Annotated in this window: 18 protein-coding genes and 2 pseudogenes; 15 read left to right on the top strand and 5 right to left on the bottom strand. The window is 68.1% G+C overall.

Annotated elements, in window-relative coordinates; genetic code table 11:
• Positions 1-271: 271 nt before the first annotated feature.
• The gene (locus ACX28W_RS17730) at positions 272-532 is read right to left on the bottom strand and encodes a hypothetical protein (protein WP_458999937.1); all 261 of its coding nucleotides are present in this window, start codon (positions 530-532) and stop codon (positions 272-274) included.
• A 365-nt stretch (positions 533-897) separates the two neighbouring features.
• On the opposite strand from ACX28W_RS17730, the gene ACX28W_RS17735 reads away from it, so the two are divergent.
• Entirely contained in the window at positions 898-1437 is a 540-nt protein-coding gene (locus tag ACX28W_RS17735) for a DUF4262 domain-containing protein (protein WP_458999938.1), read from the top strand.
• Between the two features lie 555 nt (positions 1438-1992).
• On the opposite strand, the pseudogene ACX28W_RS17740 reads toward ACX28W_RS17735, so the two are convergent.
• Positions 1993-2187 (bottom strand): annotated as a pseudogene (locus ACX28W_RS17740) (leucine zipper domain-containing protein); the annotation flags it as partial.
• 99 nt (positions 2188-2286) lie between these two features.
• On the opposite strand from ACX28W_RS17740, the pseudogene ACX28W_RS17745 reads away from it, so the two are divergent.
• Positions 2287-2622 (top strand): annotated as a pseudogene (locus ACX28W_RS17745) (tyrosine-type recombinase/integrase); the annotation flags it as partial.
• Positions 2623-2878: 256 nt separating this feature from the next.
• Here ACX28W_RS17745 and ACX28W_RS17750 read toward each other — a convergent pair.
• The 3 genes from ACX28W_RS17750 to ACX28W_RS17760 all read right to left on the bottom strand — a co-directional run bounded on the left by ACX28W_RS17750 (position 2879) and on the right by ACX28W_RS17760 (position 7859).
• A complete protein-coding gene (locus tag ACX28W_RS17750) occupies positions 2879-5077 on the bottom strand; it encodes a tetratricopeptide repeat protein (protein ID WP_458999939.1) in 2199 nt (732 codons plus the stop codon).
• Positions 5078-6072: 995 nt separating this feature from the next.
• Positions 6073-7320, bottom strand: coding sequence for an XRE family transcriptional regulator (locus ACX28W_RS17755; RefSeq protein WP_458999940.1), 1248 nt, complete (start codon positions 7318-7320; stop codon positions 6073-6075).
• A gap of 158 nt (positions 7321-7478) precedes the next feature.
• Positions 7479-7859, bottom strand: coding sequence for a GntR family transcriptional regulator (locus tag ACX28W_RS17760; protein ID WP_459000060.1), 381 nt, complete (start codon positions 7857-7859; stop codon positions 7479-7481).
• 454 nt (positions 7860-8313) lie between these two features.
• Between ACX28W_RS17760 and ACX28W_RS17765 the strand changes: the two genes are divergently transcribed.
• The 13 genes from ACX28W_RS17765 (at position 8314) to ACX28W_RS17825 (ending at position 17643) form a co-directional block, all read left to right on the top strand.
• Positions 8314-8682 carry a hypothetical protein gene (locus tag ACX28W_RS17765; protein ID WP_458999941.1) on the top strand — a complete coding sequence of 123 codons (369 nt, stop codon included), beginning with the start codon at positions 8314-8316 and terminating at the stop codon, positions 8680-8682.
• A gap of 90 nt (positions 8683-8772) precedes the next feature.
• The gene (locus ACX28W_RS17770) at positions 8773-9063 is read left to right on the top strand and encodes a hypothetical protein (RefSeq protein WP_458999942.1); all 291 of its coding nucleotides are present in this window, start codon (positions 8773-8775) and stop codon (positions 9061-9063) included.
• The gene (locus ACX28W_RS17775; protein ID WP_458999943.1) at positions 9060-9389 is read left to right on the top strand and encodes a hypothetical protein; all 330 of its coding nucleotides are present in this window, start codon (positions 9060-9062) and stop codon (positions 9387-9389) included. Before ACX28W_RS17770 ends, ACX28W_RS17775 begins: the two co-directional genes overlap by 4 nt.
• Positions 9386-10363 (top strand): DUF2637 domain-containing protein, encoded by a 978-nt coding sequence (locus ACX28W_RS17780; protein WP_458999944.1) that lies wholly within the window; start codon positions 9386-9388, stop codon positions 10361-10363. The genes ACX28W_RS17775 and ACX28W_RS17780 overlap by 4 nt, the downstream gene beginning before the upstream one ends.
• Positions 10360-11472, top strand: coding sequence for a DNA cytosine methyltransferase (locus ACX28W_RS17785; RefSeq protein ID WP_458999945.1), 1113 nt, complete (start codon positions 10360-10362; stop codon positions 11470-11472). The genes ACX28W_RS17780 and ACX28W_RS17785 overlap by 4 nt, the downstream gene beginning before the upstream one ends.
• Positions 11469-11804, top strand: a complete 336-nt coding sequence (locus ACX28W_RS17790) for a hypothetical protein (protein ID WP_458999946.1) — start codon at positions 11469-11471, stop codon at positions 11802-11804. The genes ACX28W_RS17785 and ACX28W_RS17790 overlap by 4 nt, the downstream gene beginning before the upstream one ends.
• A 74-nt stretch (positions 11805-11878) precedes the next feature.
• Positions 11879-14134, top strand: coding sequence for a cell division protein FtsK (locus ACX28W_RS17795; protein ID WP_458999947.1), 2256 nt, complete (start codon positions 11879-11881; stop codon positions 14132-14134).
• A gap of 141 nt (positions 14135-14275) precedes the next feature.
• Positions 14276-14527, top strand: coding sequence for a hypothetical protein (locus ACX28W_RS17800; RefSeq protein ID WP_458999948.1), 252 nt, complete (start codon positions 14276-14278; stop codon positions 14525-14527).
• Between the two features lie 32 nt (positions 14528-14559).
• A complete protein-coding gene (locus tag ACX28W_RS17805; protein ID WP_458999949.1) occupies positions 14560-14748 on the top strand; it encodes a hypothetical protein in 189 nt (62 codons plus the stop codon).
• 13 nt (positions 14749-14761) lie between these two features.
• Positions 14762-15082, top strand: a complete 321-nt coding sequence (locus tag ACX28W_RS17810; protein WP_458999950.1) for a hypothetical protein — start codon at positions 14762-14764, stop codon at positions 15080-15082.
• 154 nt (positions 15083-15236) lie between these two features.
• The gene (locus tag ACX28W_RS17815; protein WP_458999951.1) at positions 15237-16133 is read left to right on the top strand and encodes a bifunctional DNA primase/polymerase; all 897 of its coding nucleotides are present in this window, start codon (positions 15237-15239) and stop codon (positions 16131-16133) included.
• Entirely contained in the window at positions 16130-16483 is a 354-nt protein-coding gene (locus ACX28W_RS17820) for a hypothetical protein (protein ID WP_458999952.1), read from the top strand. The genes ACX28W_RS17815 and ACX28W_RS17820 overlap by 4 nt, the downstream gene beginning before the upstream one ends.
• Positions 16480-17643 carry a DUF3631 domain-containing protein gene (locus ACX28W_RS17825; RefSeq protein WP_458999953.1) on the top strand — a complete coding sequence of 388 codons (1164 nt, stop codon included), beginning with the start codon at positions 16480-16482 and terminating at the stop codon, positions 17641-17643. Before ACX28W_RS17820 ends, ACX28W_RS17825 begins: the two co-directional genes overlap by 4 nt.
• Positions 17644-17656: the final 13 nt, after the last annotated feature.

The raw sequence follows: 17656 nt of genomic DNA on the forward strand, positions 1-17656 counted from the left end.
CCTCGGCCGGGCCAAGCCCGGCTCTCTCATGCGAATCAGGCTCCTGGCCTGGTACTTCCCTGTCGGGGTGGCGGGATGTGAACCCACGACCTCTTCGTCCCGAAGCAACTCGGCTGGACGCTCCACCTTGGGCCGGTTTGCCGCTCACCTGCTGCGATGGTCCGCAGGTGTGCGTGGTTGTCCGCCGCTGTGCGTCCGCGTTGTCACGCAGTTAGACACTCACCTCTGGCGCGAGGACAAGGGCCGTCTACGTCTCATCGGGGTCACGGCGTCAGTCTGACGTCTTGCAGATGACCGCTGTGGCAACGAAATCGGGCTCCTCGTCGGCGTAGGCGATGACGTCGCGCTCCGTGTCGGCCGACGGTGTCGGCGTCGGCGCCGAACATCCCGAAGAAGAACTCGATGACGACGGCTCCGGCCGGGGACCCGGCGTTGGCTCAATCCCATCGTTGATCGACTCCGTGAACGACCAGCTGACGACAACCAGCACGAGCCAACCGCCGATCAGCCACCCTTTCGTGCGCCTGCTCATCACGCCCCCCTCCGAAGTCCCCACGGCAAGCGGCCAGTCTGCCAGCCGAACGGCAGCGCCCCTCGCAGACCACCGCATTAGGAGTTCGATCCGAGGCTGCTTTGGCTGGCGTCGGCGACTGGTGTGGCGGCCGGACAGAGACGCTGGCGTACGCCTTCGTCTGGCGTCGTTGATGTCAGCCGTAGATGTCGGAAGCGTTCTGATCCGTAGCTCTAGCCGGATCGGTCAGCGACAGTCATTCCGGTCGCTCCACGGCCCCGGAGGGACGCTACCGGTCGGGGGGCGGCTGCTGGGGTTGCGGTATTCGCTGCTGTACGCCTACCCCGGGAGACGGCCCCGTGTGCGAGCAGGCCTACTCTCCTCGGATGGACGCCCCTTGCCTCTGCCTCCTCTGCGCCCCGACGGAATGGGGCGGCCCCGTGTCGGAGGAACGCGACAGCCGCACAGCCAAGAGCGTCGCGGACTTCGGCTGGCACGTCATGGGCGTGGCCGGCGGTGATGCCCCCGGCGATTGGGGCTACTCCATCGGTCTCTGGCACACACTGCGTAGCCCCGAGGTAAGCGTGTTCGGCCTGCCGTCGCAGGCCGCGATGCGCGTAGCGAACGCCGCTGGGGCAGCGATACGGGATGGCAACCCACTCGAGCCCGACCAGCGCCGGGGAGACGTCCTCAACGGCTACGACGTGGCCGTCCGGCCCGTGCACCCCAGCTGGTACCACGACTTCTTCGGCGCAGGCATCGACTTCTACCAGACCCCGCCACTGCCAATCACGCAGTTGTTCTGGCCGGACAAGGCCGGGCGGTTCCCTTGGGAAGAGGGAGCGGACGAGCGCTGCCGCACGGGGCAACCACTGCTCTGGATTCCAAAAGACGAGACCACCGGCCCGTGGACCGAAATCACGTGAGGTCGGTGGAGTTTCAATGGTCGAGTCAACCCGCTTGAGCAATCTTGAAAACCGTCGTGGCGCGAGTCACCGTGGGTTCAAATCCCACACCCACCGCAGTGGCTGAGAGCCTCTGACCAGCAACATCGGTCGGAGGCTCTCTCTATGTCAGGCATCCATGATCGACCGCTCTTCCCCCTGGCTTCCCGGTCGACCGGGCACGCGAGAGGCACGGTGCCTAGTTGGATGTCCGGCACTATCGTCCCGACGCGGTGCTCAGCGTGCTGGACTAACGGTCGCGGCTACGTCGGCGGCGCACTCGCGACACAGTCCAGATCCCGACCCCGATGATTGGGAACACGATCAACGACATCGTCAGAATGGCGGTGATCCCCGCGACGAGGAACGTGATCAGCAACTCCCATATCGAGGGATCCGGTTCCATGCCCTGCCTTCTTGATGTAGTCGCGTGACGTTGTCTGGCGATGACGCATGTGCGGAACCTTCCGGTTCCTCAACGCTCCAGCATCATGCGCCTTCTGCACCCACCAGTCACGCTCCCCGCGCACGCCACCAGGTGCGGGGGCGGCTGGAGCGGTCGTGCAGGCCGACCCATCCCTCGGCCCGGAAACGGGCCACCCATCGGTGCGCGCACTGGCGCGACACTCCCAGCTCCTTCGCCACGTGCGCCACCGGACGCAGGTCGTGCACGACTCGGCGCACCAGAAGACATCTGCCGTGAAACGTCAGCCGGGCATGAGCGTGGGTCACCAAGACCTCCGGTTGTGGTGAAGACAGGCATCTCCACTACGCCCGGAGGTCTTCTCTTGATCAACTACCGACGCGAGTCACCAACCTCTTGGCCGAGTACAGCTAGCCGCTGGCGACAGCTGGGAGGAACACGGGCTCGTCTTCTCGTCGGCCGTCGGCAAGCCGCTCGACGCGACCAACGTCCGGCGCGCCTTCCGTCAGGCCCTCAAGGACGCCGAAGGGATCAACGCCGACGAGTGGACGCCTCGGGAGCTGCGCCACAGCTTCGTGTCCCTGCTCTCCGACCGAGGTGTTCCTCTGGAGGGGATCTCCCGGCTTGTCGGCCACTCCGGCACGGCCGTGACCGAGGAGGTGTACCGGAAGCAGATCCGACCGGTGATCCAGACCGGTGCCGTCGTCATGGACGGCATCTTCAAGCGCGATCGGGAGCCCTAGTCACGCAGCAACGCCAGAGGGTCCTTACCTACCCGGTAAGGACCCTCTGACCTGCTACCTAGCTGTCGGGGTGGCGGGATTTGAACCCACGACCTCTTCGTCCCGAATAAGGTCAGGGCGAGATCTAGCCTTGGTGTCTTGCGCGTTCATACAGGTCAGGCTGTTGGTATGAGTTGGTCTGTCGGGGTGCCCATGAGGCACGGGGAGAAGATCTTCTCCCCGATTTCTCCCAGCACGGTACGGCGTTCGCGGTCGGTCACTCCTGGACTCTGAGAGTGCTCAATGCCGCTGCGGCGCCGGTGTCTCCGGCGTCGGCTGCGCGTTGCCACCAGGTGCGGGCGCCATCGGTGTCGCCCTGGTGTTCAAGGAGGATGCCGAGGTTGAACATGGCGTCGGTGTGTCCAGTGTCGGCTGCGCGGTTGTACCAGGTGCGGGCACCTTCGGTGTCGCCCTGGTGTTCAAGGAGGATGCCGAGGTTGAACATGGCGTCGGTGTGTCCGGCGTCGGCTGCGCGTTGCCACCAGGTGCGGGCGCCATCGGTGTCGCCCTGGTCTTTCAGGAGGCTGCCGAGGTTGAACATGGCGTCGGTGTCTCCGGCGTCGGCTGCGCGGTTGTACCAGGTGCGGGCACCTTCGGTGTCGCCCTGGTCTTTCAGGAGGTTGCCGAGGTTGAACATGGCGCTGGTGTGTCCGGCGTCGATGGCGCGGTTGTACCAGGTGCGGGCGCCATCGGTGTCGCCCTGGTGTTGAAGGAGGATGCCGAGGTTGAACATGGCGTCGGTGTCTCCGGCGTCGGCTGCGCGGGTGTACCAGGTGCGGGCGCCATCGGTGTCGCCCTGGTCTTTCAGGAGGATGCCGAGGTTGAACATGGCGTCGGTGCTTCCAGATTCCGCCGCACGTTCCCACCACGTGCGGGCACCATCGGTGTCGCTCCGATCCTTGAGAAGGATGCCGAGGTTGAACATGGCGTCGGTGCTTCCAGATTCCGCCGCACGTTCCCACGCGGAAGCGGCAGTGGCCAGCATGCCGGCGAAGTAGGCTTCGGTGCCGATCGGCAGACAAGCTTGGGAGTTAGCCCATTTCGCCAGGCTTTCCCAGATGCTAGGTGTGATCTGCTCTTGAGTGACTGGGGCGGATTGGGCCAAGTGATCGACGAGGATGTCGGAGACCTCGTAGCCATCGATTCGGCCCATGGTCTCTCCGAAAGCTTGAAGAGGAGCGATGCCGCCACTGTGGTGTACGGGCTGGCAAGCCCATATCAGTGCCTCGGCTAGCCACCCTTCACCAGCGGTTGCACGCTCGTTCCCTGTGAGAAATTCCTTGGCCAGGGCTTCGATGACGGGGACAGATACGGCCGCAGGGTGGTTGCAGCGTCGGGCGACGACAGCAGCGGTGATGACGGCTTGACCGAACGGGCTGTCAGCCTGTTCCCAGCGGTGGATGAGCTCAGGGGCAGCCGACAACATCTGGGCCAGTCCCGTCTGTTCACGGTGGCGCAAGACCTGACCGATGCGGGGATCCACTGAGAAGAGTTCCTCCGCGCGCCCCCACTCCTGATCACTCCAGCTGCCAAGTGAGAAGCGGCGTGCCAACTCCAGGACCTCTCCTGCATCTCTGTTGAGATCCTGCCCTTCCCCATCGTTCTCGTCCTGTGTGGTGGCAGCCGTGCGTAACTGGTCGTAGGTGGTGGGCCAGATTGTGCCGATCAAGATCACGGGGCGGGCGGTGTCGGCCAGAATCCGCCGTACCGTTGCGGCTTTGAGATGGTCCGGCCCGGTGAGGAAGTTCTGTGTCTCATTGAGCCACACCACGCTGTGCTTAAGGTCTGCACCACCAGTCACGAGTTCGGACAGAGTGGCAGCGTCGGGTGGCATGAACAGCCGCCAGTGCGGGAGTACAGCTTGAATAGCTTCATAGGCGCACCGCGTCTTGCCTGCGGCGGCCGGACCGACCAACAGTACGAACCCGCCGGTCTTGCTTCTGGCTTCGAGAGCAGTGCGTAGATCCGCGTCAATGTCGCGAAGGACGTAGGTGGGTAGTTCGGCGGAGAGTCCCTGTTTGGAGGCGCTGTTCGCTGGCAGGGGGATTGCCTCGTGGATGCCGAGGAGAGCGCGGTCGGTGACATCCTTAGCGAGAAGGACTTTCCCTTTGAGTGTCGGCAGGCGGGTGAGCGCCTCTTCGGCCTGCGCATCCCGTTCTGCGGCGCGCGTCGTCCGCGCGGCCAAGGTATCTGTCCGTGCCTTGACCAGTGGCGCCCACACAGCAACCAGCACGCCGCCAGCCGCTACCACACCCGCCACCAGCCACTTGGGCCAAGTCAGTTCACCGGCCTTCACGCCTGCCGGCGCCGCAGTGAGCATCACCACCGCCAACAGCGGTCCAACCAGCGCGAACCACGGACGCAGTTTCCTCCACCTCATGCCGCCATCATCGACGGGCGCATCGGCCGCTGTCATTACATTGGGCAAGGCGTAGCTGTCGCAAGGCTTGCTACGACGTCTTCGTCCCGAACGCGATCAGGGCGCCCATGACCATGGTTTGTGGGCGCTGACCTGCCGGTTCGGCTCCGGCACTGTCCACTACGGTCCGAGAGCGTCTCGGTGCGGCTGCCGCGTTTGGCCCCCCGTTTGGCCCCCCAGCAAGTCCCGCTACTGCCGCATCCTGCTCAGGCCAACGGCCGAACGGGTGCGACATCGGGGCCCGCGGCGGCGGATGGACGGGCGCGTCCGTTCCAAGGCCTACCGCCGTGGCACCTTGGCTGAGATCCTGAGGCCGTGGCCGGGGGCAGCGCGCACCATTCTGACGACTCGCAAGCGCAGGTGACGCGCCTGCGAGTTGAGGTCGAACGGTTGCTGGAAGAAGCAGAGCGTCGAGTACGCGGCGCCGATCTACGAGTGCGTTTTTGGTCGGCCATCGACGTCGTGCTTGGCTTCCCGGCTGCAGTACTCGCTGGCATCTCCGGAGCCGCTGGGCTGGCGTCGGCGGATGCCCGTGTCCCCGCGGCATGGCTGGCCCTGGTCTCCGCCGGGTTCTCAGCAGGGGCCGGCTTTCTGCGTAGTGACGTGAGGCGCGCAGCCAACAGGGAAAGCCGACGGGCATGGGGTGAGGTTGAAGCCGGAGCTCGCCTGCTTCTGGCGCAGGAAACGTACCTAGATCGGGAAGCCGTCCAGGAATCGCTCCAGACCTTGTTCGACAGTCGCAGAGTAGCCATGGCAATCCACACTGGAGGCGCCCAAGCCGGATCGACCACCTAATGCCGACCGCAGTAAACACCACACCCCCACCGAGACCGGAAGCGTCTGTCAACGGCCTCCACCCGCAAGTAGCCGCGTGAAGATCCACTTGCGCCCTGAGCCGTCACGCCTAAGCGAGGGCATCATTCCACTGTTCCGAGAAAAGGAATAGCCCGAGGCCTAAAGCCTCGGGCTAGATTCTTTCGGAGCGAGAAACCTTACCGTGGCAGGAAACCAGGCTTTTCTTGCGCCAGTGATTGGAGCCGACTGAGGTAATCTTGCGCCGCCGGTTCGGAGCTGTACCGGCGCCTCATCTCGGCAGCGAGTTCGCGGCTGGTCATGATGAGCGACGGCACCGACTGCCGGTCGCCTTCGAGGGCGCGTTCGCCCATGATGAGTGCCTGCTCCAAGTCGCCGTCACGTGCCGCCGTGACGCCTAGCGTGACGCGGGCTTCAGCGTTGCGCATCGGCGAGCGCTCGATGCCGTCGAAGTCCGTTCCCGCCCTCAGCACTTCTTGGGCGAGGGTGCGCGCGAGCTTGTCCTCACCGACCAGGCGGTAGCAGTCCATCGCGTAGAAGTCGAACTTGGCGGGGTCCACCACGAAGTGGTTATCCAGGTTCTCCGGGTACGGCATTGCTTCGAGCATCCGCCGTCCTTTGTCCAGCGCGACCTCAACTTGCCGGCGGTCCCCAAGTCGCGCCCATGCCTTGGCTTCCTGGGCCGCGAGCTGCACAGCCACGCCGTGATGCGGCGCCGCATCTGCTCCGGCCCGCGCCGCTGCGATAACGCCGCGGTAGTCGCCGGTCGTGAGGGCGAACCATGCCCGCATCTCGTGCGCCCACCCCGCGACCTCTGCATGGTCAGCCTCGATCGCGAGCGAGAGCGCGGCCTGTCGCGTCGACTCAGCCGCGTGGCGGTCGCCCGTGTCGTACTCGACACAGCCGACCAGTAGCGCGAGCCAACCGGACAGTGCGAGAACCTCGCGGTGCTGCGCGAGCGTGAGGCTCTTCGTGTGGAGGTCGACGACACGACGGAGCCACTGCCGTCCCTCGATGAGGAGCTGTTCGCTCGGCATGAACGGGTACTCCGAGCTGAGCCGGTCCGCCGTGATCCGCAGAGCATCGAGCGTGGAGTTGTCGACGTCGGACCGGTTGAGACGGCTCACGATCTCCAGCGTCTCCATTCCGGACGCTGCCAGGATCTCCCTGTCCCCGTCTCGCCGTGAGGGCGCCGGGAAGAGCGCATGCGTCACGGTGCCGAACAGGGCCGCGATGATCGGTTGGTAGAAGTCGTTCGGCATCTGGCCTGACTCCCAGCGCTTCCACTGGCGAATCATGCTGTCTTCCGCGGGCAGCTCCGTGGGAGCGTGCGCCCGCAGGGCCCTGACCGCGTCACGCTGCGACCAGTCGCGCGCCATCCGTTCAGCCGCGATGCGCCGCGCCCATGCGGCCCTTTCGTCGGTCATGCGCCCTCCTCCGAGTGCCTACTCCGAGTCTCGCGCGCGAGCCGGGGGGACAGGGAAGGTGACAGGGGGGTGTCACCGGACATGTCCCCTCCTCCGCTCTGACGTCCCCGGGCTGTCACTTACGTCACACCCTCCGTTACTCGCATGCTGGTTGCAGATCACGCACCACCCGGCACGGAGCGGCTTTCGAGCGCTTCGAGCCTGCCACGGAGTTCCGAGACTTGGGAGGTGAGATGTTCGAGCTGACGCAGGACTTCGGGAAGGTCGACACCCGCGTCGGCTTCGCTGGCTTCGGTGGCTTGCTGCGGATCGCGGGCGTAGCTGCCGCGGGACGTAGTCAGGATGAGCCCATCCTCACGGAGGATCGCAAGGGCTCGCTGCACCGTCATTCCCGAGATCTTGAACCGCGTGGTCAAGTCTCGCACGGAGCCCACATGGGCCCCCGGCTTGATGTCGCCACGCAAGATCTCTTGCCGCAGGATGTCGGCCGCCTGCTCGGACTCCGGTCTGGGGTCGTCTTTCGAGATTTCAGCGCTCATCACGCCATCGAGCGTACCCACCCCTAGTACGACCTAGCACGAGAACAGCGCGGGACTCTTGCGCCATGGCACGTGCTAGTACATGCTGTTACACATCAGCACGGCAAGCCCGAAAGGGCTTCGCCCGCTGTGTCTGCAAGTGCTTGACCTGCAAGACCGCACGACCAGGAGCCCCGCGTTGGACGGGGGGAGGGCACCGGACAGTCGTCTGCCTCGCGGCAGGCGATCCCTTGGCAGTCCGGATGGCAGAAGGTCTCTGCCTACAACGGGGCCCTAGCGAGCTGTTCCTTGATCCGGCAGCCGCGTCCCCGAAAGAGAGACCACTCATCCACCGCAGCACGCTGCGGCCGGTTGCCTCCCCTGCCCGTCCGGACCGCACTTCGCGGCGCCGTACGGACGGGGTTGAGGGGAGCCGGAGCCCCGGTGTCCATTCGACTTTCGAGGGGGAACTTCCATGCTGCTTGCCATCGGTGACGTCGTTCGCGTCCGCAGTGACAAGGCCCTGGGAACGGTGGCGGGCGTCGCCACCCACCGTTCCGGCAACGTGATCGACGTCCAGATGAACGGCCGCACCCTGCGGCCTGTGCGTCCGGCAGACATCGAGCTGGTTGCTCGCGGCGCCAAACCGATGACCTCCGGGCGCGCGCTCGCCACGCTGCTGTTCCTCGTGCTGGGCCTCGCCGCCGCCGTCGTCAACGGCCACTACGTCCGCGACCTGGGTGCGAACTGGGCCACGGTCGTCTTCGTGTCGTTCACCTCGGTCACCACGGTGGCCGGAGGGCTGATGAACGTCTTCAACCGACCCCGCCGGGTCCGGGTCTGACTTTCCCTTCCGCCGCAGGGTGGGCGCCGTCTCTCCAAAGCCTGCGCCCGCCCCGGCGGTCTTCCCGTCCCTCCACTTCAGGAGACTTCCATGCGTACGTACATCGGCCGCCAACAGGCCATCTCCTCTGAGGACTTCGCGGAACTGGCGCTCGGCACCCCGGTCGAACTGTGGCTCGGGGTCGAGGGCGAGAGCGACGAAGAGCGCGCTGCCCGCGAGGACGCGGCGCGCGACATCCTTGCCGACCACCCGAACCTTCCCGACGACCTGATCCGCATCGCCGCGCAGGTCATCGAGGAGAACCCGGACCTGTTCGACGTCATCCCGCTGAACCGCCCCGTGCGTCGTCGCCGCGTGGCGCGCAAGGGGGTGGCGGCATGAGTGACGCGCTGACGCTGGACGAATTGGCCGTGCCGCTGCGGGCGCTGCGTCTGCTGGCGGTGGACTTCGGGCACCTGTCGGCGCCGTCGGTACAGGTGTCCACCAGCGACCCGGACCGGCTGGAGCTGACGTTCTTCGACGACCTGCCCGGCTTCGAGGCGTGGCGGGAGGCCTTGGGGATCGCCTCGGAGGCTGTGACCTACCGCGAGCAGAGCGACGGCCTGACGCGCGTTTTGCGCACGACCGTCGACTACGCGGGCGCGGTGGTCCGTCTGACCGGCTATGCGGACATCGTCGCCCCGGTGTTGGTCGGGGGTGCGGCATGACGACCGTGCAGAGCATCGAGTCTTCGGCCGTGCCGCCGCTGACGAAGCCGGAGAAGGGTCTTGCCGGAGTCGGCGCACTCGCCGCGGCCGGAGTCGGCGCCCTGGGCCTGATCGCCTCGTTCGACGCGGTGTCGGTTGCTGCGGCTCGCTGGGGTTTCTCCGCTCCGTGGATGCTGCCGGTCGGTATCGACGTGTCCATCCCGGTGTTCACCGTCGCCAACCTGCTCCTGATCCGGATGGACATGGCGCTGGCCTGGGTACGGTTCGTGCCCTGGGTCCTCACCCTGATCACGTGCGGGCTGAACGTCGCGGCCGGACACTCCCTGTCGGCCAAGGTCGCCCACGGCACCATGCCGCTGCTGTGGGTCGTCTTCTCAGAGATCGGCGCGCACATCTACGCCGTCCGGATCGGCGCCGCAACCGGCCGCCGTATGGAAAAGATCCGCTTCTCTCGGTGGTTGCTGGCCTTCCCCTCCACGTTCGCGCTGTGGCGGCGCATGACGCTGTGGGAGGTCACTTCCTACAGCTCGGCTCTGGCGCTGGAGAAGGAACGGCAGTTGGCCCGTGCGGACCTGCGCGAGCAGCACGGACGGCGGTGGCGCTCGAAGACCCCGCGGCGCGAGCGCGTGATGCTGCGGATGGGCGAACTTGCCCCCGCCATCGAGCAGGAGACGCCCACACCGACCCCCTTGGAGAAAGCGCCGGCACAATCGGCCGCGCCCGCGCCGCGCCCGCGGCAACGGACCAAAGCCAAGGCCGCGGGCAAGGTACAGCGCACCTTTGACGAGCTGCTCGTCGAGGCGCGCGCGGCCAGTGCGCAGTGGACGGACGCGGAGCTGAACGCGGAAGCCGTCCGTACCGCGGTGCACTGCTCGGCTGCCAACGCACGCCTGTTGCGGGACGCGTTGAAGGCTGAGCGAGCCGACGGCCGCCCGCTGCACGCCGTGGACGCCCTGGAAGAGGCAGTGGCGTGACGGGGCTGCGGATCGGGTCGGTGTGCACCGGATACGGCGGTCTGGACATCGCCGTCCAGGCCGTGTTCGGCGGGGAGCTTGCGTGGGTGGCGGACAACGACCCCGGCGCCGCGCGCATCCTCGCCCACCACCATCCCGCCGTGCCCAACCTCGGGGACATCGCCGCCGTCGACTGGTCCGGCGTCGAGCCGGTCGACATCTACATCGGCGGGTATCCGTGCCAGCCGTTCAGCACCGCGGGCAAACGGAAGGGAACCTCAGATGCCCGGCACCTCTGGCCGCACATCGCCCGCGCCCTTGGGGTTCTACGACCCCGTCTCGCGGTCTTTGAAAACGTCGCAGGGCACCTTTCACTCGGCTTCGACACCGTCCTTGGAGACCTTGCCTCCCTCGGGTTCGATGCGGACTGGTGCTGTGTACGAGCGTCGGATATCGGCGCCGCCCATCAGCGCAACCGGCTGTTCTTCTGGGCCTGGCCTGCCGACTCCGGCAGCGAGGGACTGGCGCGGCGGTGGGCAGAGGGGGCAACTGCCCACCGCCGTCTCCCTGTTGCCGACGCCGTCGACCTCGGAGAACACGGGGGCGGGGCACGCGGCGCAGGGCGGGATGAACCTGCGGCACGTCGTCTCGCTGCTGCCCACCCCGCGCGCGTCGCCGAACGAGAACCGGCAGACCCGGCGCAGTCCCTCGCAGGAAGCCGGGACGCACGGCAAATGCCTGGCCGCGGAGGTGGCCAGCCTGCTGCCGACCCCGGCCGCGGCGAGCTGGCCGAGCAACCAGTCACCGACCCCGGGAGCGACGATGCGCCCGTCGCTGCACCAAGTCTCGGAGTTGATTGGGGACCGTACGCCGCGGCGGTCGAAAGGTGGCAGGCGGTCATCGGCCGCCCCGCCCCCCGGCCAACTGACGATCTGGGACGACTGAACCCGCCGTTCGTCGAATGGCTGATGGCCCTGGACGACGGCCACGTCACCGCCGTGCCCGGCCTCTCCCGCACCCGACAGCTCACGGCGCTCGGCAACGGGGTGGTCTGGCCTCAGGCCGTCGCCGCCCTGCGCATCCTGCTCAGCCGGACCGAGCCCGCCACCTGGGGGAGGGCCGCGGCATGAGGTCACAACCCATCGTCGGCGCCGCCGTCTTCACCACGGTCATGGAGGCCGTCGGCCACCGCTGCCAGTGCGAGGGCGAGTGCGGCCAGCCCCACACCAAGGGCGACGGCCGATGTCCGCACGAGCACGACCACCACACCAGTAAGCACGGCCGCCGGGTCCGGCTGATCGCCGCACCCGCCGACCCCCTCGCCACCGACGTCGCCGCCGCCCGCCTCCCGGCGAGCGAGTTGCGCGCTTGGTGCCCCGACTGCCACGCCGGAGCCGGACGGCTCGCCCGGAAACGGCTGCCCGCAGCCTCCAACGATCAGTGCGGCCTGTTCGACCTGTAGTCGGCGGGACCCGGTCACGACCGACCAAGACAGCGGCCGGGTCCCGCCGCTCCTCCTGAGAGAAGGAACTGCCAGTGAACCAGCCCGACGACAACGAACTGTTCAACCGGCTCGAAGCCGAGATGGCCGACGACTCCGGCGCGGACGTAGTCGACCTCGACAAGGCCCGATCCGCCCGCGACCAGTCGGCCGACCCGACCGCCCCCGCGTCGCCCGACTCGCACCCCTACCAGTCGCCCGACCCGGACGCCTCCGAGTCGGCCGACTCCGAGGGTGACGAGTCGGAGGGTGAGTCGGCCGTGATGGTCGACTCGCCCGCGCCGACCGGTCCGGGTCTCATGGACCGGATCCGGGGCGCCCGTCGGCGTGAGGTCATCCCGGCGTGGGCGAAGTCCAAGCCGGAGTTCCTCACCGCGCTCGGCTGGCTCGGAGGGTATGCCGGGCACTCGGTTGCCTTCCACGCGGTCCGTGTGCCCTGGTACTCGGTCCGCCTCGCGTTCCAGGCTCCGGCCGGAGCCGCGAAGTTCATCGGCGGCGCGATGCGGTGGGTGGCCGACGCGGAGGGCGACCCGCTGCGGCAGGTCGCTGCCCGCCGCGAGGATGTCGAGCAGTACCTGAAGCTGTCGCGGCAGCGCGACAACCGGGTCAAGCTCCGCGGCATCCTGATGGTGCTCGGTCTCATCCTCGGGCCCGTGCTCGCCCTCGTTCTCTACGTGGTCGCCCCCGCCTGGTTGACCGTGCTCGCCCTGACGGTCCTCACGGCCGGACTCGGCTTCCTCGGAGCGCCCTCCGACAAGCCCGTCATCTCCCGCGCGGTCGTGGCGACCGAAGTCGAGCGGCTCACCTCCGGCATCGTGGAACGGGCGTTGGGCGCGCTCGGCATTGCCGAGATCAACAAGGCGCTCGGCAAGGGCGGGGAGGGCATCAAGTTCCCCGCCCCGATCACCAGGGACGGCCCCGGCTGGCGCGCGGACGTCGACCTCCCGTATGGCGTGACCGTGCCGGACATCCTGGACCGGCGCGAGAAGCTCGCCTCTGGCCTGCGCCGCCCATTGGGCTGTGTGTGGCCGGAGCCGGTTGCCGACGAACACGCCGGCCGGATGATGCTGTGGGTCGGGGACCGCGCGCTGAACAAGGTGCCCTCGCCCGCCTGGCCGCTGGCCAAGAGCGGCACGGCGTCGCTGTTCAAGGCGCTGCCGTTCGGCACCGACCAGCGCGGCCGGAACGTCGACCTCACGCTGATGTACGACAACGTCCTGATCGGCGCCATGCCCGGCATGGGCAAGACGTTCTCGCTCCGCACGCCGCTGCTGGCCGCGGCGCTGGACGTGCTTGCGGAGCTGCTGGTCTGGGAGCTGAAGGGCACCGGTGACCTGGAGCCGCTGACCAAGGTCGCGGCCGACTACGGCTCCGGCCCGGACGACGACACGGCCGCGGCGGCGCTGGACTCGATCCGCTACGTCTACAAGGACCTGGAGCGCCGCGCCAAGGTCATCAGCAGCCTGCCCAAGGACAAGTGCCCCGAGAACAAGGTCACCCCCGCGCTCGCCGCGAACCGCTCGCTCGGACTGCACCCGCTCGTGCTGGCCATCGACGAGTGCCAGGAACTCTTCTCGCACGAGAAGTACGGCAAGGAAGCCGGAGCGCTCTGCACGTCCATCATCAAGCGCGGCCGTGCGCTGGGTGTGATTCTGCTGCTGGCCACGCAGCGCCCCGACAAGGAGTCGCTGCCCCCGGCCATCAGCGCGAACGTCGGTACGCGGTTCTGCCTGCGGGTCATGGGCCAGATGGAAAACGACATGATCCTCGGTACGTCGACGTACAAGAACGGCATCCGCGCGACCTCGTTCACCAAGTCGGACAAGGGCATCGGCTACCTGGTCGGCGCGTCCGACGACCCGCAGATCGTGCGCGGCTACTACATCGACAACCCGGCCGCGGACGTGATCTGCGAGCGGGCCCGCAAGGCCCGTATCGACGCGGGCACCCTGACCGGCCTGGCCGCGGGTCAGCAGCCGGAGCGGCGCGAGGCGGCCGATCCGCTGCTGGACGACGTTCTCGCGGTCAGTTCCGCGGATGAGGCCAAGCCGTGGAACGACGTCACGGTCGACCGGCTCGCCGAGCTGCGGCCGGAGAAGTACGGCGCGTGGGCCGACATGGAGCCCGCCGACAAGGCACGCCAGCTCACCGCGGCCCTGAAGCCCTACGGCGTGACCACCGGTCAGGTGGGCCGCCGCGTCAAGGGCAAGACCGTCAACCGGACCGGCTTCGAGCGCGCCCACATCGTCACGGCGATTGCGGAGCGTGACCGGAAGCGGGACGCGGGCTGACCGTACGGGGTCTCTAGCGCTAGGGGCCAGACCCTCTAGCGCTAGAGACCCCGCTAGCACCTCATATGGGGTCTGATCAGGTCGCTAGCCGATAGCGGCCCACCTGCGCAAACCCTCAAAACCCGCCCTGGGAGGCCTCCCGTGTCCTCGATCCTGCTCGCTATCGCTCTGCTGTTGCTCGTCACGTTCGGTTACGCATCGGTGTGTGCGGGCTCGCCGTTCGGGACGTGCCGCAAGTGCAACGGCTTCGGCTTCGCCATGACCACTGACCGCAAGGGACGCCCCAAGCGCGGCAAGAACTGCCGCCGCTGCAAGGGCCACGGCAAGCGCATACGCGTCGGCCGCTGGCTCTACAACCGCGCTGCCCACACCTACCGCCAAGGCACCCACTGACCCCCGCCCCGCCCTCGAAAGGAGATCCGTCCATGGCCGTGACCGTCTCCCTGGTCCTGCTCTTCGGACTCGTCCTGTTCTTCCTGCTCCGCTCCAAGTCCCTCGGCTACGGCGCTGCGTTCATCGCCGCCGGGTTCGGGTTCTTCCTCGCCTCCACCGGCGCCGCCGGACCCATCAACGAACTCGCCGGCGCCGTCATCGCCGCCATCCCCGACCTGTAGAGGAGGGCCCGACGTGAACCGCAACCGCCTGCCGGACGCCACCCCCGGGTTACTCGCCCCGCACATCCCCGCCGACATCTACCGCCGGGCCGAGGCGACCGGACAGCCCATCGTCATCCTCCACACCGCCCCGCCGCCCCGCACCAACCGGCGCGACCACCTGTACTACCTCGCCGTCGGACTGGCCGGAGCCGCCGGAGTCATGGGCCTGGTCGCCGCGGCGCTCGCCCTGTTCGAGTTCGCTGTGCGCACCGCGGCCCTGGTCGCCGGAGCCGCCGGGCCCATCGGCATCGGCGGCATCACCCTGCGCCTTGCCCGCCCCAACGCCAAGTAGCCCGAGGCGGACGCCGTCTCTCCAAAGCCTGCGCCCGCCCCGGTTCTCCAGTCCCTCCAAGAGAGCAGGAGACATTCAGCATGACCCAACGAGCGTCATTCGGCGAGGGCCGCCCGGCCCATGCCACCCCATCGAGCGCGCCGGGGGTGACGGCATGAACCGTCACCTCCTGTACGCCGCGCTGGACGCCGCGGAGCGCGGATGGTCCGTCCTCCCGCTGCGCCCCGGCGACAAGCGTCCGGCCCTGCACGGTGAAGACGTCTGCCCCGGCATCGGCGACTGTGCGGGCGGTCACCGCAAGTGGGAAGAGCGCGCCACCATCGACCCCGACCGCATCCGCCGCGCGTGGGGCAACCTGCTGTTCAACGTCGGGATCGCGACCGGCCCGTCCGGGCTGGTCGTCGTCGACCTCGACATGCCCAAACGCAAGACCAACAGCACTGCGGACACGCCTTCCGGCGTGACGACCTTCACGGCGCTCTGCGAGCGCGCCGGACAGGCCGTCCCCACCACCCGCACCGTGCGGACCGCGAGCGGCGGATTCCACCTGTACTTCACGACCCCGCCCGGCGTCCGGCTCGGCAACACCGCCGGACGGCTCGGCAAGCACATCGACACCCGCGGATGGGGCGGCTACGTCGTCGCCCCCGGCAGCATCACCCGCACCGGCGCCTACGCCGTCGTCGACGACACCGCGCCCGTGCCGCTGCCGGATTGGCTGTACACGCTCCTGACGCCCCGTCAGACTTCGCGGGCACTAACGGCCGTGGCATCGTCTGCCCGGGCCTCCAGCTACGCCACATCGGGCCTGAACGCGGAAGTCGCGTCCGTGCGGGAGGCGCCGGAGGGCGAGCGCAACGACACGCTGCTGCGGGCGGCGCGAGCCTTGGGGCGGTTCATCGCGTGGGGCGATCTCCCGCGATCGGTGGTTGAAGACGCTCTTCAGTCGGCGGGGGAGTGCACCGGACTGCCGCCGTCGCAGTGCCGCTCCACCATCCGCAGCGGTCTGAACTGGTCTGTGGCCCGCAATCAGCAGAGGCGGACGGCATGAGCACCTCTCCCCACCCCCCACTGAAGAGCCAACCCGGCACCCTCAACGTCCCGGACGCCGCCGCACAAGCCGTTCCCCGTCCGGCCATGGGCGAGCCGAAGGGCGGCGCCGAAGGCGTCCTTTCAGCTCTTGGTCCGAACCCGCAGCAGGGAGACGGCCGCTACCCCGTGGCTTGGCTTCACATCGGCGCGCCCAAGGGCGCGATCCCCACCGCCACATCACGGTGCCTGTGCGGCCGTGACCGCAGCGCCGTCGGCCACACGCGCGTGCTGGCCCTGATCGTCGACCACACCGCGCACCGCGAGAACTGCCCGCTCCGCACCACCCAGGAAGGGAGGGCCGCGGCATGACCACCAAACCGCCGGCACACCCCACCAACGGCGCCGCCCTGCTCGATGAGGTCGAAGCCTTCCACCGCCGCTTCAACGTCTTCCCGACCGAGGTTGCCTACGTCGCCGTCGCTCTGTGGGACGCGCACGCCCACCTGCTCGACTGCTTCGACTCCACTCCCCGCCTCGCGTTCCTCTCTCCGGAGCCGGGATCGGGGAAGTCGCGGGCGCTGGAGATCGTGGAAACCCTCGTGCCGCGCCCCATGGTGGCCGTGAACGCGTCCGCCGCGGCCCTTTTCAGGTCCGTGTCCGGTCCCAACGGGCGGCCCACGATCCTCTTCGACGAGATCGATACCGTCTTCGGTCCCAAGGCGGGGGACAACGAGGAACTGCGCGGCTTCATCAACGCCGGACACCGCCGCAAGGGCGTCACCTACAGGTGCGTCGGTGACAGCCAGACCGTGACCCCGTTCCCCTCCTACACCGCCGTCGCGGTCGCGGGACTCGGCTCCCTGCCGGACACGATCCTCGACCGCTCGATCATTATCCGCATGCGACGGCGGGCGAGGAACGAGAAGGTCGAACCCTTCCGCGCCCGCCTGCACGAGCAGGAGGGAAACGACCTGCGCGAGCGGCTCGCCGCCTGGGCGGAAGAGGTCCGGGGCAAGGTCACGGACGCATGGCCGGAGATGCCCGACGGCATCTCCGACCGCCCCGGCGACGTATGGGAACCCCTGCTCGCCGTCGCGGACGCGGTCGGCGGCGCCTGGCCGAAGCGGGCCCGCGAAGCCTGCGCAAGCCTGGTCAAGGCCTCCCGGTCCAACGACAAGGGCAGCGTCGGCGTGCGGCTGCTGACCGACCTGCGCGACCACGTGCTCATCGGCGTCGACAAGCTGCCCACCGTCGCCATCCTCGACCGCCTCAACGCCCTCGAAGACGCTCCCTGGGCTGACCTCAACGGCAAGCCCCTCGACAACCGGCGACTGTCCAAGATGCTCAGCGAGTACATGACCGCGGACAACGAGCCCATCGGCTCCCGCAACATCCGCACGGCCGGAGGCGTCCTCAAAGGGTTCTTCACCAAAGACCTCGAAGACGCATGGGCCCGCTACTGCCCGCCCCCACCGGCCGCTACAACCGCTACGCCGCTACATCCCAGCTCAGAGCCCCTGCATCTGTAGCGGCAAACCCCGA

It is taken from the genome of Streptomyces sp. SD15, from assembly GCF_054462255.1.